At 53.3% G+C, this 15,415-nt stretch carries 14 protein-coding genes; 12 read left to right on the forward strand and 2 right to left on the reverse strand.

Translation table 11 applies throughout. The features are described 5' to 3' along the window. Nucleotides 1–41: 41 nt before the first annotated feature. Nucleotides 42–1,292, reverse strand: coding sequence for an NADP-dependent isocitrate dehydrogenase (icd, locus tag ACWWFX_RS15390; RefSeq protein WP_276220182.1), 1,251 nt, complete (start codon nt 1,290–1,292; stop codon nt 42–44). A gap of 214 nt (nt 1,293–1,506) precedes the next feature. Between icd and rluE the strand changes: the two genes are divergently transcribed. The 9 genes from rluE to ACWWFX_RS15435 all read left to right on the forward strand — a co-directional run bounded on the left by rluE (nt 1,507) and on the right by ACWWFX_RS15435 (nt 10,995). Then, a complete protein-coding gene (gene rluE, locus ACWWFX_RS15395; RefSeq protein WP_276220183.1) occupies nt 1,507–2,157 on the forward strand; it encodes a 23S rRNA pseudouridine(2457) synthase RluE in 651 nt (216 codons plus the stop codon). Between the two features lie 11 nt (nt 2,158–2,168). Next, entirely contained in the window at nt 2,169–2,630 is a 462-nt protein-coding gene (locus ACWWFX_RS15400) for an NUDIX hydrolase (protein WP_473224184.1), read from the forward strand. Nucleotides 2,631–2,683: 53 nt separating this feature from the next. Further along, nucleotides 2,684–3,790: a tRNA 2-thiouridine(34) synthase MnmA gene (mnmA, locus tag ACWWFX_RS15405; RefSeq protein WP_276220185.1), complete on the forward strand. Its 1,107-nt coding sequence runs from the start codon at nt 2,684–2,686 to the stop codon at nt 3,788–3,790. Between the two features lie 81 nt (nt 3,791–3,871). Next, entirely contained in the window at nt 3,872–4,513 is a 642-nt protein-coding gene (gene hflD / locus ACWWFX_RS15410; protein ID WP_015964827.1) for a high frequency lysogenization protein HflD, read from the forward strand. Between the two features lie 3 nt (nt 4,514–4,516). Beyond that, a complete protein-coding gene (gene purB, locus ACWWFX_RS15415; protein ID WP_015964828.1) occupies nt 4,517–5,887 on the forward strand; it encodes an adenylosuccinate lyase in 1,371 nt (456 codons plus the stop codon). Between the two features lie 141 nt (nt 5,888–6,028). After that, entirely contained in the window at nt 6,029–7,561 is a 1,533-nt protein-coding gene (locus tag ACWWFX_RS15420; protein WP_473224185.1) for an EAL domain-containing protein, read from the forward strand. Between the two features lie 102 nt (nt 7,562–7,663). Beyond that, nucleotides 7,664–8,338 (forward strand): two-component system response regulator PhoP, encoded by a 675-nt coding sequence (phoP, locus tag ACWWFX_RS15425; RefSeq protein WP_015964830.1) that lies wholly within the window; start codon nt 7,664–7,666, stop codon nt 8,336–8,338. Beyond that, nucleotides 8,335–9,798 carry a two-component system sensor histidine kinase PhoQ gene (gene phoQ / locus ACWWFX_RS15430; protein ID WP_456145374.1) on the forward strand — a complete coding sequence of 488 codons (1,464 nt, stop codon included), beginning with the start codon at nt 8,335–8,337 and terminating at the stop codon, nt 9,796–9,798. The genes phoP and phoQ overlap by 4 nt, the downstream gene beginning before the upstream one ends. A gap of 75 nt (nt 9,799–9,873) precedes the next feature. Further along, the gene (locus tag ACWWFX_RS15435) at nt 9,874–10,995 is read left to right on the forward strand and encodes a ribosomal protein uL16 3-hydroxylase (RefSeq protein WP_276220187.1); all 1,122 of its coding nucleotides are present in this window, start codon (nt 9,874–9,876) and stop codon (nt 10,993–10,995) included. Nucleotides 10,996–11,114: 119 nt separating this feature from the next. On the opposite strand, the gene pepT is transcribed toward ACWWFX_RS15435, so the two are convergent. Further along, nucleotides 11,115–12,344 (reverse strand): peptidase T, encoded by a 1,230-nt coding sequence (gene pepT / locus ACWWFX_RS15440; RefSeq protein ID WP_188016901.1) that lies wholly within the window; start codon nt 12,342–12,344, stop codon nt 11,115–11,117. 263 nt (nt 12,345–12,607) lie between these two features. Between pepT and potA the strand changes: the two genes are divergently transcribed. From potA to potC, 3 genes are read left to right on the forward strand one after another with little or no spacing between them, the layout of a single operon-like run. Further along, nucleotides 12,608–13,744 (forward strand): spermidine/putrescine ABC transporter ATP-binding protein PotA, encoded by a 1,137-nt coding sequence (potA, locus tag ACWWFX_RS15445; RefSeq protein WP_015964834.1) that lies wholly within the window; start codon nt 12,608–12,610, stop codon nt 13,742–13,744. Beyond that, complete coding sequence (gene potB / locus ACWWFX_RS15450) at nt 13,728–14,585, forward strand: spermidine/putrescine ABC transporter permease PotB (protein WP_276220189.1); 858 nt, start codon at nt 13,728–13,730, stop codon at nt 14,583–14,585. Before potA ends, potB begins: the two co-directional genes overlap by 17 nt. Further along, nucleotides 14,582–15,373 carry a spermidine/putrescine ABC transporter permease PotC gene (gene potC, locus ACWWFX_RS15455; RefSeq protein WP_473224186.1) on the forward strand — a complete coding sequence of 264 codons (792 nt, stop codon included), beginning with the start codon at nt 14,582–14,584 and terminating at the stop codon, nt 15,371–15,373. Before potB ends, potC begins: the two co-directional genes overlap by 4 nt. Nucleotides 15,374–15,415: the final 42 nt, after the last annotated feature.

The raw sequence follows: 15,415 nt of genomic DNA on the forward strand, positions 1-15,415 counted from the left end.
CCCCGCCTTTAAGTAAAGAGCGGGGCTTAACGCTATTTCAATTACATATTCGCGATAATCGCGTCACCAAACTCTGAACATTTCAGCAGTTTAGCGCCTTCCATCAGACGTTCGAAGTCATAGGTCACGGTCTTGTTAGCGATAGCGCCTTCCATGCCTTTAACAATCAGGTCAGCCGCTTCGAACCATTCCATATGACGCAGCATCATTTCTGCGGACAGAATGATGGAGCCCGGGTTTACTTTGTCCTGGCCTGCGTATTTCGGTGCAGTACCGTGGGTCGCTTCAAACAGGGCACATTCGTCGCCGATGTTCGCGCCCGGAGCAATACCGATACCGCCAACCTGTGCTGCGAGGGCGTCAGAGATGTAGTCACCGTTCAGGTTCATACAGGCAATCACATCGTACTCAGCCGGACGCAGCAGGATCTGCTGCAGGAAGGCGTCAGCGATGACGTCTTTAACAACGATCTCTTTGCCGGTTTTCGGGTTCTTGATTTTCAGCCACGGGCCGCCGTCGATCAGTTCGCCGCCGAATTCGTCGCGTGCCAGCTGGTAGCCCCAGTCTTTGAACGCGCCTTCGGTGAACTTCATGATGTTGCCTTTGTGAACCAGAGTCACAGAGTCACGGTCGTTAGCAATTGCGTATTCAATAGCGGCGCGAACCAGGCGTTTAGTACCTTCTTCGGAGCACGGCTTGATGCCGATACCGCAATGTTCCGGGAAGCGAATTTTCTTCACGCCCATCTCTTCGCGCAGGAATTTAATCACTTTCTCTGCGTCAGCGGAGTCCGCTTTCCACTCGATACCCGCATAGATATCTTCTGAGTTTTCACGGAAGATAACCATATCGGTCAGTTCAGGATGTTTAACCGGGCTTGGGGTGCCCTGGTAGTAACGCACCGGGCGCAGACAAACGTAGAGGTCCAGTTCCTGACGCAGGGCAACGTTCAGAGAACGGATACCGCCGCCAACTGGCGTGGTCAACGGGCCTTTGATGGCAACGCGATATTCGCGTACCAGATCCAGCGTTTCAGCTGGCAGCCAGACATCCTGGCCATAAACCTGAGTGGATTTCTCGCCGGTGTAGATTTCCATCCAGGAAATTTTACGCTCACCTTTGTAGGCTTTCTCAACTGCGGCATTCACAACTTTGATCATCGGTGGGGTTACATCAACACCGATGCCGTCGCCTTCAATGAATGGGATAATCGGATTGTGCGGCACATTCAGCTTGCCGTCTTTCAGGGTGATTTTTTGACCTTCTGCCGGAACAACTACTTTGCTTTCCATTCACCTCTCCTTCGAGCGCTTCTGGTGTGCTCGTCATCCTTTACGCCACAGGTTCTCGCTGTTTACTACATGCCGGTTAAACCCCGGAAATGCACTGTCTTACCGCCTTCCTGCAACACAAAGAGTTAGAGCATTTTTGTTAATGATTTGTAATGATCGTGTCAATACTACCTTATTGTTCGGCGCCATGAAAGACACTCGTTATTAGGCTATAATGCGCGAATACATAACATCTGAAAATACCATGCAGAAAACTTCTTTTAGAAATCACCCGGTTAAGCGATTCAGCACGAAACAAGCTGCCAAACAACGTAAAGATAACCAGCCAAAACGCGTAGTTTTGTTCAATAAACCCTACGATGTTTTGCCGCAATTTACTGACGAAGCGGGCCGCAGCACGCTGAAAGATTTTATTCCGGTGCAAGGCGTATACGCCGCCGGACGTCTCGATCGCGATAGCGAAGGCCTTTTAGTGCTTACCAACGACGGTGTGTTGCAGGCGCGGTTGACGCAACCGGGCAAGCGCACCGGAAAAATTTACTATGTGCAGGTTGAAGGCGAACCGAGCGAGGAATCGCTGACGGCTCTGCGCACGGGCGTGACGCTCAACGATGGCCCAACGTTGCCCGCAGGAATTGAAGTGGTGAATGAACCCGAATGGCTGTGGCCGCGAAATCCGCCGATACGTGAGCGTAAGTCGATTCCCACCACCTGGCTGAAAGTCACGCTATACGAAGGCCGCAACCGTCAGGTACGCCGCATGACGGCTCACGTTGGCCACCCAACTTTGCGTCTGATTCGCTACGCGATGGGCGACTATCGTCTGGATGGCCTGGCGAATGGTGAATGGCGCGACGCCGATTAACAGGAGAGATTGTGTTTAAACCTCATGTCACCGTTGCCTGCATTGTGCATGCCAAAGACAAATTTCTGGTTGTAGAAGAGACCATCAACGGTAAAGCGTTGTGGAATCAACCCGCCGGACACCTCGAAGCCGACGAAACGTTAGTGCAGGCTGCCGAGCGCGAATTGTGGGAAGAAACCGGTATTCGCGCTACGCCGCAGCACTTTATCCGTATGCACCAGTGGATAGCGCCCGACAAAACCCCCTTTTTGCGCTTTCTGTTTTTGATAGAGCTGGACGATATTTGCCCGACCGAACCGCACGACAGCGATATTGATCGCTGTCTGTGGGTCAGCGCTGAGGAAATTCTTAACGCCGCGAATCTGCGTTCAAAGCTGGTCGCGGAAAGCATTCATAGCTACCAGAGCGGCGAGCGTTACCCTCTCTCGCTAATCGGTGCATTTAACTGGCCGTTTACAGAGGGTGTCAAGTAAGGGGCTGCGTGCTAGAATATGCCGCCTTGAAGTTCAATGTCGTGAGTATTCCAATGTCAGAAAGCCAGAAAAAAGTGATCGTCGGCATGTCCGGCGGTGTTGATTCCTCCGTCTCAGCCTACCTGTTGCAACAACAAGGTTATAAGGTTGAGGGCCTGTTCATGAAGAACTGGGAGGAAGACGACGGCGAGGAATATTGTACTGCCGCCGCCGATCTTGCCGATGCGCAAGCGGTCTGCGATAAGCTCGGCATTGAGCTGCACACCGTTAACTTTGCCGCTGAATACTGGGACAACGTTTTTGAACTCTTCCTGGAAGAGTACAAAGCGGGCCGCACGCCAAACCCGGATATCCTGTGTAACAAAGAGATCAAATTCAAAGCCTTCCTCGAATTCGCCGCAGAAGATTTAGGTGCTGATTACATCGCCACCGGACACTATGTGCGCCGTAAAGATGTCAACGGCAAAAGCCAGCTGCTGCGCGGGCTGGATGGCAATAAAGATCAGAGCTACTTCCTTTACACCCTCGGTCACGAACAGATTGCCCAAAGCCTCTTCCCGGTTGGCGAGCTGGAAAAACCGCAGGTGCGTAAAATCGCCGAAGAGCTGGATCTCATCACCGCGAAGAAAAAAGATTCCACCGGTATCTGTTTCATCGGCGAGCGTAAATTCCGTGAATTTTTAGGCCGCTACCTGCCTGCCCAGCCGGGCAAAATCGTCACCGTTGATGGTGAAGAGATTGGCGAACACCAGGGGCTGATGTATCACACCCTGGGTCAGCGTAAAGGTCTTGGCATTGGCGGTACCAAAGAAGGGTCGGAAGATCCGTGGTACGTTGTCGATAAAGATGTCGAAAACAATATTCTGGTCGTTGCGCAGGGCCATGACCATCCGCGCCTGATGTCCGTTGGCTTAATTGCCCAGCAGCTGCATTGGGTCGATCGCGAGCCTGTTCAGGGTACGTTCCGCTGTACGGTCAAAACACGTTACCGCCAGACGGATATTCCCTGCACCGTCACCGCGCTGGATGAAGAACGCATTGAAGTGCGTTTTGATGAGCCCGTTGCCGCAGTCACGCCGGGCCAGTCCGCCGTGTTCTACAACGGTGAAGTCTGCCTGGGCGGCGGCGTGATCGAACAGCGCATACCGCTGCCGGCATAATAAACAGCAGTCGTCTCCCCAACGCCGGGGCACCAGACGCCCTGGCCGCGCTCAAGCGCGGGGTATCAACAAGGAGTTAGCGTGGCGAAGAACTACTACGACATCACCCTGGCGCTGGCGGGTATCTGCCAGTCCGCCAGCCTGGTGCAACAACTGGCTCATCAGGGCCACTGCGATAGCGACGCGCTGCATGTGTCGCTGAACAGCGTTATCGACCTGAACCCGGATTCAACGCTGGGCGTGTTCGGTGGCAGTGAAGCCAATCTTCGTCTCGGCCTGGAAACGCTGTTAGGCGTACTGAATGCCAGCAGCCGTCAGGGGCTCAACGCCGAGCTCACCCGCTATACTCTGAGTTTAATGGTGCTCGAACGTAAACTGGCCTCAGCGAAAGGCGCGATGGATACGCTCGGCGACCGTATCGCTGGTCTGCAGCGCCAGCTTGACCACTTCGATTTACAGTCTGAAACCCTGCTGAGCGCGATGGCCGGTATCTATGTCGATGTTATCAGCCCGCTTGGTCCGCGTATTCAGGTTACCGGCTCCCCTGCCGTGCTGCAAAGCCCGCAGGTGCAGGCAAAAGTCCGCGCCTCATTGCTGGCGGGCATCCGCTCTGCCGTGCTCTGGCACCAGGTTGGCGGAGGACGCCTGCAGCTCATGTTTTCCCGTAATCGCCTGACCACTCAGGCAAAACAAATTCTTGCTCATTTAACCCCGGAGTTATGATCTATGGAATTATCCTCACTGACCGCCGTTTCCCCTGTCGACGGCCGCTACGGCGATAAAGTCAGCGCGCTGCGCGGCATTTTCAGCGAATTCGGTTTGCTGAAATTCCGTGTGCAAGTTGAAGTGCGCTGGCTGCAAAAGCTGGCTGCGCAGGCAGCGATCAAGGAAGTTCCTGCTTTTGCCGCAGACGCAAACGGTTTCCTCGATAAAATCGTTGCCGACTTCAATGAAGAAGATGCCGCGCGCATCAAAACCATTGAGCGCACCACTAACCATGATGTGAAAGCGGTTGAGTATTTCCTGAAAGAAAAAGTGGCGGACGTGCCGGAGCTGCATGCGGTATCTGAGTTCATTCACTTCGCCTGTACTTCTGAAGATATTAACAACCTGTCTCATGCGCTGATGCTGAAAACCGCGCGTGATGAAGTGATCCTGCCTTACTGGCGCAAGCTTATCGACGGCATTAAAGATTTAGCGGTGCAGTACCGTGATATTCCGCTGCTGTCGCGTACGCACGGCCAGCCGGCGACCCCGTCCACCATCGGTAAAGAGATGGCCAACGTGGCTTACCGCATGGAGCGTCAGTATCGCCAGCTTAACCAGGTTGAAATTCTGGGTAAAATCAACGGCGCGGTCGGCAACTATAACGCCCACATCGTGGCGTATCCGGAAGTTGACTGGCATCAGTTCAGCGAAGAGTTTGTGACTTCTCTGGGTATTCAGTGGAACCCGTACACCACCCAGATCGAACCGCATGATTACATCGCCGAACTGTTTGATTGCATGGCGCGTTTCAACACGATCCTGATCGACTTTGACCGTGATGTGTGGGGCTACATCGCCCTGAACCACTTCAAGCAGAAAACCATCGCCGGTGAAATTGGTTCATCCACCATGCCGCACAAAGTTAACCCTATTGACTTTGAAAACTCCGAAGGCAACCTGGGCCTGTCGAACGCCGTGCTTCAGCATCTGGCGAGCAAACTGCCGGTGTCCCGCTGGCAGCGTGACCTGACGGACTCCACCGTGCTGCGTAACCTGGGCGTGGGTATTGGCTATGCGCTGATTGCCTACCAGTCAACCCTGAAAGGTGTGAGCAAGCTGGAAGTGAACCGCGACCGTCTGCTGGACGAACTGGATCACAACTGGGAAGTGCTTGCTGAGCCGATTCAAACGGTAATGCGTCGTTATGGCATTGAAAAACCGTACGAAAAACTGAAAGAGCTGACGCGCGGCAAACGCGTTGATGCTGAAGGGATGAAACAGTTTATCGACGGCCTGGCCCTGCCGGAAGACGAAAAAGTGCGTCTGAAAGCGATGACGCCGGCGAACTATATTGGCCGCGCGATTCAGATGGTCGATGACCTGAAATAATGGCTGATTCCCTCCCCTGAATGGGGAGGGAAATTCTCCTGCTTATTCCTTTTCCTGCCCCATCAACACTCCGCATACATCTTCTATACTCCTTAGTATTACGCGCTGTCAGCGACAACTTCGCTCATCAGGAAACCCAACATGCTTAGGGCTATCATTCCGCCGATTGCCGCAGTGCTGACTTTTATTGCCGGGATTTTCATTCTGAATGTGCAACTTTGGTATTCCGCCAAAATTGACAACATTGCAGGTGCCACTCACGCAGTCAAAAATATAAACCAGATTCTTGATGAGGCTAAGGCCGCCAGTAAAACAGGCATGGCTATTGCTGCATCGGGCTGTACCGTTGAGGGGCAGTATCAGTTAGGAATAACGGCGGTACTTAGCCCACACCTCAGAACGATTCTCATACTGAAAGAGGGTAAGGCATGGTGTACCTCACTGCCTGGTAACCGTCTTCTGTTGACTAACCTGGCCTCCCTCCCTGATACGCAGTTAACGCTGGTTCGCGCTAAAGATAATGTCCATCAGCATCCAGCGCTTGTTTATCGCGCAGACTCATCGGATGGGATAATTTTGGTTACCATCAGCGATTCTCATATTCATGATGCGCTGAACAGCACCGGAAAAAATGAGCAGCTCCGCATGATTGTCGGACAGCTCTCGCTCGGTCAGGATGGAGATGTACGCGAGGTGGGGAGCCATAATAATCGCGAAGACATTATTGAGGCCAAAATATATCCATTTTCTGTCCAGTACGCGTCCCCTGCCTTCTTCAGTCTGAAACGTATTTTCCGTCAGGGCGCTGGCGTCCTCATTTTCATTCTGCTGATTTCCTGTCTTGCTGGCTGGTCTCTCAATAAATATTTAAATAAAACGATAACCCCGGCGGATGCCCTACGACGCGCGATCAACAACGGTGAAATTATCCCCTATTACCAACCGGTGATGGATGGGCGAGATAACTCTATACGTGGTATCGAAGTCCTTGCGCGCTGGAAACATCCTGACGCTGGGTTTATTTCCCCTGCGGCTTTTATCCCGCTGGCGGAGAAATCCGGATTAATCATTCCGCTTACGCAGTCGCTTATGTGGCAGGTGGTGGCGCATATGAATGCCATCAGCAGCAAATTGCCGGAGGGCTTTCACGTCGGTATTAACTTCAGCGCCGCACACATCAACGCGGCCTCTTTCGTTGAGGATTGCCTGAAATACCAGGCGGGTTTTGTGAATAAAAAGTTGACGCTGGTGCTGGAAGTGACCGAGCGCGAACCGTTGCACGTGGATGAACAGCTCATCAGTAACCTCAACACGCTGCACGCGAATGGTTTTGCGATTGCACTGGACGATTTCGGCACCGGTTATTCCGGCCTCTCTTATTTGCACGATCTGAACATCGATTACATTAAAATCGATCAGAGTTTTGTCGGTCGCGTGAACGAAGATGAGGACTCCACAAAATTGCTCGATTGCGTACTTGACCTGGCGCGGAAACTCTCCTTAACGATTGTCGCCGAAGGTGTCGAAACGCAAACGCAGCTGAACTACCTCAACCGTAACAATATCAGCCTGCTGCAAGGTTACTATTTCTACAAGCCCGTTAAGTTTGTCGAGCTGGTAAAAATATTGCTGTCGAAGCCAAAAGAGAAAATTGAGCGCTATATTGAATCATAAAAAAAACGAATCAGGACAACGTCTTTTACTGGCCGGTGTTTAGTTTTAGTATAACCAGCCAGGGTTAAACTATTAACTTCAATAATGATATGGAGAAAAAACATGCGCGTACTCGTGGTAGAGGATAACGCCCTGTTACGTCACCATCTGAAGGTTCAGCTTCAGGAGCTGGGTCATCAGGTTGATGCGGCGGAAGACGCAAAGGAAGCGGATTACTATTTGGGCGAGCATCTGCCGGATATTGCCATTGTCGACCTCGGGTTGCCGGATGAAGACGGCCTTTCTCTGATTCGCCGCTGGCGCAGTCACGATATTTCGTTACCGGTTCTGGTACTGACTGCCCGCGAAGGCTGGCAGGATAAAGTCGAGGTGCTGAGTGCCGGGGCCGATGACTACGTCACCAAGCCGTTCCATATTGAAGAAGTGGCTGCGCGCATGCAGGCGCTGATGCGCCGGAACAGCGGCCATGCTTCACAGGTGATCTCCCTGCCGCCGTTCCAGGTGGATCTGTCACGTCGCGAACTGTCGATCAACGACGAAGTGATCAAGCTGACGGCGTTCGAATACACCATTATTGAAACGCTGATTCGCAATAACGGCAAAGTGGTAAGCAAAGATTCCCTGATGCTCCAGCTTTACCCCGACGCCGAACTGCGCGAGAGCCACACCATCGATGTGTTGATGGGGCGCCTGCGCAAGAAAATTCAGGCGCAATATCCGCATGACGTGATCAACACCGTCCGTGGCCAGGGCTATCTGTTCGAACTGCGCGGATGAACAAGCTATTGCGGCATATGCTGCCCCTCTCGCTGCGGGTTCGCTTCTTGCTGGCGACCGCAGCCGTGGTGATGGTGCTTTCTCTCGCTTACGGTATGGTGGCCCTGGTGGGTTACAGCGTCAGCTTCGACAAAACCACCTTCCGCCTGCTGCGCGGTGAAAGCAATCTGTTCTATACCTTTTCCAAATGGGAAGACGGCAAATTAACCGTCGACATGCCCGATAACCTCATTCGTCAAAGCCCGACGATGGCCATCATCTATGACACCAAAGGCAATCTGCTTTGGCAGCAGAAAGATGTTCCCTGGCTGAAAAACCGTATTCAGAAGGAGTGGCTGCGCGGTAACGGCTTCCATGAGATAGAAGCGGATATCAATTCCTCCAGCACCTTACTGACCGATAACCAGGAAGCGCAGGAACAGCTGAGTGAAATCCGCAAAGAAGATGATGACTCAGAGATGACGCACTCTGTTGCGGTCAACAGCTACCCGGCGACAAAGCTAATGCCCGCGCTGGTGATCGTGGTGATCGACACGATCCCTATCGAGCTTAAACGCTCTTATATGGTGTGGAGCTGGTTTATCTACGTGCTGGCAGCCAACCTGCTGCTGGTGGTTCCGCTGCTGTGGGTGGCGGCGCACTGGAGCCTGCGCCCGCTGGCGGCGTTGACGCGCGAAGTGCGCGAGCTTGAAGAGCATAACCGCGAAGCGTTAAACCCGGAAACGACCCGCGAGTTGACCGGCCTGGTGCGTAACCTGAATCGCCTGCTGAAAAGCGAACGCGAGCGTTATGATAAATATCGCACCACCCTCACCGACCTGACGCACAGCCTGAAAACGCCGCTGGCGGTGCTGCAAAGTTCTCTGCGCTCGCTGCGCAGTGAAAAAATCAGCGTCAGCGAAGCCGAACCCATTATGCTGGAACAAATTAGCCGCATCTCTCAGCAAATTGGCTATTACCTCAATCGCGCCAGTATGCGTACCGACAGTACTCTGTTGAGCCGCGAGCTTCACCCCGTCGCGCCAACTCTCGATAGTTTGATTTCCGCGTTGAATAAGGTGTATCAGCGTAAGGGCGTGAGCATTAGCCTCGACATTTCGCCGGAGATTAGCTTTGTCGGCGAGAAAAACGACTTCATGGAAGTGATGGGCAACGTGCTGGATAACGCCTGCAAATACTGCCTTGAGTTCGTGGAAGTGTCCGCGCATCAGGCCGACAATCAATTGCACGTGATTGTTGAAGATGATGGTCCGGGCATTCCGCAGGGTAAACGGGATCTGGTGTTCGATCGCGGCCAGCGTGCCGATACACTCAGGCCAGGCCAGGGTGTCGGACTGTCCGTCGCTCGCGATATTGTCGAGCAGTATGACGGGCAAATCATCACCGCCGACAGCCTGCTGGGCGGGGCAAAAATGGACGTGGTTTTTGGTCGCCAGAACCTGGAGCACCACGTCGGCTAAATCCGGTTTGCGCAGCAGGCAGGTTGCCGGATTACGTGTATAATCCGAGAAAACACCTGCTGCGGACATACTAATATGGATTATCACTTAACGCTCAACTGGCCCGACTTTATCGAACGCTACTGGCAGAAACGCCCGGTGGTCCTCAAACGCGGGTTTGCTAACTTTGTCGACCCTATTTCGCCGGATGAGCTGGCAGGCCTGGCGATGGAAAACGAAGTCGACAGCCGGCTGGTGAGCCATCTTGACGGAAAATGGCAGGTCAGCCACGGGCCGTTTGAAAGCTACGATCACCTCGATGAAACCAACTGGTCGTTGCTGGTTCAGGCGGTCGATCACTGGCACGAGCCCTCTGCGGCGCTGATGCGTCCCTTCCGCGCCCTGCCCGATTGGCGCATTGACGACTTGATGATTTCCTTCTCCGTACCGGGCGGCGGCGTTGGCCCGCATCTTGACCAGTACGACGTCTTCATTATTCAGGGTACCGGCCGCCGTCGCTGGCGCGTGGGCGAGAAAGTGCCGATGAAACAGCACTGCCCGCACCCTGATTTACTCCAGGTAGACCCTTTCGAAGGCATCATTGATGAAGAGCTCGAGCCAGGTGATATTCTGTACATCCCGCCAGGCTTCCCGCACGAAGGTTATTCGCTGGAAAACTCGTTGAACTACTCCGTGGGTTTCCGCGCGCCAAGCGGTCGCGAACTGTTTAGTGGTTTTGCCGATTACATCCTGCAACGCGAACTGGGCAGCCAGCGTTATACCGATCCGGACGTGCCTGCGCGCGCGCATCCGGCGGATATTCTGCCGCAGGAAGTCGACCGTCTGCGCGAAATGATGCAGGGGTTAATGAATCAGCCAGAGCAGTTCCAGCAATGGCTCGGCGAGTTTATCAGCCAGTCACGCCACGAGCTGGACGTCGCGCCGCCAGAGCCGCCGTATCAACCAGATGAAATTTACGACGCGCTGCAACAGGGCGATAAACTGGCGCGTTTAGGTGGGTTACGCGTGCTGAAAATCGGCGACGATGTTTTCGTTAACGGCGAAAAAATCGACTCACCTCATCGTCCGGCACTGAATGCGCTGGCAGGAAATATGGTGCTGGAAAGCGAACACTTCGGCGATGCGCTGGAAGACCCGTCATTCCTCGCGATGCTGGCCGCGCTGGTAAACAGCGGGTACTGGTTTTTTGAGGGGTGAGTGAGGCCCCTCACCCCGGCCCTCTCCCTCAGGGAGAGGGAGAAAACCCGCATTGAACGTAACTATGAGCTCAATCGGTCCCCTCTCCCAGTGGGAGAGGGTTAGGGTGAGGGGGAGACTTACCCCGCCCGCTTCGCCGTCAGCTCCGCGATACGCACAATCACCTGCACCGCTTTTTCCATCCCTTCCAGCGTCACAAACTCGTGTTTACCGTGATAGTTGTAGCCGCCGGTGAAGAGATTTGGGCATGGCAGCCCCATAAAGGAAAGCTGTGCGCCGTCGGTACCGCCGCGAATCGGTTTGAGATCCGGCTCGATATTGCAATCACGCATCGCCTGCTGAGCGATATCAATGATGTGCGGATGCTCCATCACCTTCTCGCGCATATTGTAATAGCTGTCTTCAATGATCAGCTCAATGTAGCAATCCGGATGCAGCCCTTTGCCGACCTTCTTGGCGATCTCCATCATTTTGCGTTTCCGCGCTTCGAACTGCTTACGGTCAAAATCGCGAATGATGTAGTGCATTTCCGCGCGATCAACGGAACCTTTCATCGTGTTGAGATGATAAAAGCCTTCGTAACCGTCTGTTTTTTCTGGGCTCTCATCAGCGGGCACTTCCGCATGAATGCGCGCGGCCAGCGACAGCGCATTGACCATCACCCCTTTCGCGGTACCCGGATGCACATTGTTGCCGACTATCTTGATAATCACCGATGCGGCGTTGAAGTTTTCATACTCCAGTTCACCCACACCGCCGCCATCCACGGTATAAGCCCAGCGGGCATCAAAGGCTTCCACATCAAAGTGCTTTGCGCCCTTGCCCACTTCTTCGTCTGGCGTAAACGCCACGCGGATATCGCCGTGAGGAATGTTTTTCTCTTTCAGTACCGCCAGCGCGGTCATGATTTCTGCGATGCCCGCTTTATCATCTGCGCCGAGCAGCGTTTTGCCGTCAGTGGTGATAAGCGTCTGGCCCAGCAGTTGATGCAGCACCGGGAACATCACTGGCGAAAGCACTTCATCGCCGATACCCAGCGCAATGTCGCCGCCGCGATAGTTTTCCACGATTTGTGGATTGACGTTTTTACCGCTGAAATCGGGTGCGGTATCGACGTGTGAAATAAAGCCTACCGCTGGAATATCGCCGTCGATATTCGCAGGCAACGTGCCCATCACGGTGCCTTTTTCGCTCAGAGTGACATTCACCAGCCCCATTGCTTCAAGCTGTTCTTTGAGCAGATGCAACAGTTTCCACTGCCCCTCTGTACTCGGCACCTGACGCACGCCGGGCTTAGATTGCGTGTCCAGAGAAACATACTGTAAAAAACGCTCAAGTAATTTATCCATGCAGTCACCCTCACTTTTTGTGACAACATTATCAATAAGCGGGAAAACACAAATATTGCGTCAGGTCACTTTTACCCCGGCAAAGCCCATTTTTTTTCGCTAAATCATTTACAGGCTTAAAGATAGCTCATCTGTATGCATAGAGGATTGGCGATTTAACACGATTGCCGTAGAATGCCAGGCCTTAATATGTGTCAGGCCTCTATACGTCTAAAGGTGGTTAACCACAAACCCCGCATCGGTAAGCCATCCGGTGCGTCTGAATGGGACAGAGTAAAAAATTGAATACACAATCGCGTTCGCTTTCACCGCTGGTGCAATTGGCGGGAATTCGCAAAGGCTTCGATGGTAAAACGGTCATCTCCGATCTGAACCTGACCATCAATAACGGCGAGTTCCTCACGCTGCTTGGGCCCTCTGGCTGCGGTAAAACAACCGTCCTTCGTCTTATTGCGGGTCTTGAAAATGTAGACTCTGGGACGATTCACTTGGAAAATCAGGATATTACTAACGTTCCGGCCGAAGATCGCCACGTTAACACCGTTTTCCAGAGCTATGCGCTTTTTCCGCACATGTCCGTCTTCGAAAACGTGGCATTTGGTCTGCGCATGCAGAAAACCCCTGCCGATCAAATTACCCCTCGTGTAACCGACGCGCTGCGTATGGTGCAACTGGAAGAGTTCGCTGAGCGCAAACCGCATCAGCTCTCCGGCGGTCAGCAGCAGCGCGTGGCGATTGCCCGTGCGGTGGTCAATAAACCGAGCCTGCTGTTGCTGGATGAATCGCTCTCTGCGCTCGACTACAAGCTGCGTAAGCAGATGCAGAACGAACTCAAAGCGTTGCAGCGAAAGCTGGGTATCACCTTTGTCTTTGTCACCCACGATCAGGAAGAAGCGCTCACCATGTCGGACCGCATCGTGGTGATGCGCGACGGACGTATCGAGCAGGACGGCACCCCGCGTGAAATTTACGAAGAGCCGAAAAACCTGTTTGTCGCCAGTTTTATTGGCGAGATCAATATTTTCGACGCGACCGTGATTGAGCGTCTGGATGAACGCCGGGTACGTGCCAACGTCGAGGGCCGCGAGTGCAATATTGACGTCAATTTCCCGGTGACGCCCGGCCAGAAACTGAATGTGCTGCTGCGCCCGGAAGATCTGCGCGTCGATGAAATCAACCACAACGATCACATTGAAGGCCTGATTGGCTACGTGCGTGAGCGCAACTATAAGGGCATGACGCTGGAGTCGGTCGTCGAGCTGGAAAATGGCAAGATGGTGCTGGTCAGCGAATTCTTTAATGAAGATGACCCGGACTTTGACCATTCGCTCGATCAAAAAATGGCTATCAACTGGGTAGAAAGCTGGGAGGTCGTACTGGCTGATGAAGAACACAAGTAAGTTCCAGAATGTGGTGATTGCCACAATCGTCGGTTGGCTTGTGTTATTTGTCTTTCTGCCCAACCTGATGATCATCGGTACCAGCTTTTTGACCCGCGACGACGCCAGTTTCGTCAAAATGGTCTTTACGCTGGATAACTACGCGCGCCTGCTCGACCCGCTGTACTTCGAGGTGCTGCTGCACTCGCTGAACATGGCGCTCATTGCTACGCTCGCCTGCCTGGTGCTGGGCTATCCCTTCGCCTGGTTTCTGGCAAAGCTGCCGCACAAGGTGCGCCCGCTGCTGCTGTTTCTGCTGATCGTTCCCTTCTGGACTAACTCGTTGATTCGTATCTACGGGCTGAAAATTTTCCTCAGCACCAAAGGCTATCTGAACGAGTTTTTGCTGTGGCTGGGCGTTATCGACACGCCGATTCGCATCATGTTCACGCCGAGCGCGGTCATCATCGGCCTGGTCTATATCCTGCTGCCGTTTATGGTGATGCCGCTCTACTCCAGCATCGAAAAACTCGATAAACCCTTGCTGGAAGCGGCGAAGGATCTGGGGGCCAATAAGCTGCAAACGTTCATACGCATAATCATTCCGTTGACGATGCCAGGCATTATCGCAGGTTGTCTGCTGGTCATGCTGCCCGCGATGGGCCTGTTCTACGTCTCTGACCTGATGGGCGGCGCGAAAAACCTGCTCATTGGTAACGTCATTAAGAGCCAGTTCCTCAATATTCGCGACTGGCCGTTCGGTGCGGCCACCAGCATTACATTGACGGTAGTGATGGGTCTGATGCTGCTCGTTTACTGGCGCGCCTCGCGTCTGCTGAATAAAAAGGTGGAGCTGGAATGATCGGTAAACTGCTGCGCGGCGGTTTTATGACCGCCATTTACGCTTATCTCTACATCCCGATTGTTATTTTAATCGTGAACTCCTTTAACAGCTCGCGTTTCGGGATTAACTGGCAGGGTTTTACCACCAACTGGTATAGCCTGCTGATGAACAACGATAGCCTGTTACAGGCCGCTCAGCACTCGCTGACGATGGCTATCTTCTCGGCAACCTTTGCCACACTTATTGGTTCGCTGACGGCGGTGGCACTCTATCGCTACCGTTTTCGCGGCAAACCGTTTGTCAGCGGCATGTTGTTCGTGGTGATGATGTCACCGGACATCGTGATGGCCATCTCGCTACTGGTGCTGTTTATGTTGCTGGGGATCCAGCTCGGCTTCTGGTCGCTGCTGTTCTCGCATATCACCTTCTGCCTGCCGTTTGTGGTGGTCACCGTCTACTCGCGCCTGAAAGGGTTTGATGTGCGGATGCTGGAAGCAGCAAAAGATTTGGGTGCCAGCGAACTCACTATTTTACGAAAAATCATACTACCGCTGGCGATGCCTGCGGTGGCCGCCGGTTGGCTGTTGAGCTTTACGCTCTCAATGGATGATGTGGTCGTGTCCTCATTTGTTACCGGGCCGGGCTATGAGATTTTACCGCTAAAAATTTACTCAATGGTTAAAGTCGGCGTTTCACCGGAAGTGAATGCGCTGGCGACGATTTTGCTGGTGCTATCACTGATACTGGTCATTGCCAGCCAGCTTATTGCTCGCGATAAAACGAAAGGTCTGGCGCGCCAGGCATAATGGGAGTTGGCCTGAATTCAGGCTAATCAACACAGCAGCCTT

The sequence above is a fragment of the Pseudocitrobacter sp. 2023LY-00077 genome (assembly GCF_055796175.1).

What these genes read in the sequence shown, in the direction of transcription:
- icd (WP_276220182.1), bottom strand. Translation starts at nt 1,292, where the DNA reads ATGGAAAGCAAAGTAGTTGTTCCGGCAGAAGGTCAAAAAATCACCCTG.
- rluE (WP_276220183.1), top strand. Translation starts at nt 1,507, where the DNA reads ATGCGCGAATACATAACATCTGAAAATACCATGCAGAAAACTTCTTTT.
- mnmA (WP_276220185.1), top strand. Translation starts at nt 2,684, where the DNA reads ATGTCAGAAAGCCAGAAAAAAGTGATCGTCGGCATGTCCGGCGGTGTT.
- purB (WP_015964828.1), top strand. Translation starts at nt 4,517, where the DNA reads ATGGAATTATCCTCACTGACCGCCGTTTCCCCTGTCGACGGCCGCTAC.
- ACWWFX_RS15420 (WP_473224185.1), top strand. Translation starts at nt 6,029, where the DNA reads ATGCTTAGGGCTATCATTCCGCCGATTGCCGCAGTGCTGACTTTTATT.
- phoP (WP_015964830.1), top strand. Translation starts at nt 7,664, where the DNA reads ATGCGCGTACTCGTGGTAGAGGATAACGCCCTGTTACGTCACCATCTG.
- phoQ (WP_456145374.1), top strand. Translation starts at nt 8,335, where the DNA reads ATGAACAAGCTATTGCGGCATATGCTGCCCCTCTCGCTGCGGGTTCGC.
- ACWWFX_RS15435 (WP_276220187.1), top strand. Translation starts at nt 9,874, where the DNA reads ATGGATTATCACTTAACGCTCAACTGGCCCGACTTTATCGAACGCTAC.
- pepT (WP_188016901.1), bottom strand. Translation starts at nt 12,344, where the DNA reads ATGGATAAATTACTTGAGCGTTTTTTACAGTATGTTTCTCTGGACACG.
- potA (WP_015964834.1), top strand. Translation starts at nt 12,608, where the DNA reads ATGGGACAGAGTAAAAAATTGAATACACAATCGCGTTCGCTTTCACCG.
- potB (WP_276220189.1), top strand. Translation starts at nt 13,728, where the DNA reads ATGAAGAACACAAGTAAGTTCCAGAATGTGGTGATTGCCACAATCGTC.
- potC (WP_473224186.1), top strand. Translation starts at nt 14,582, where the DNA reads ATGATCGGTAAACTGCTGCGCGGCGGTTTTATGACCGCCATTTACGCT.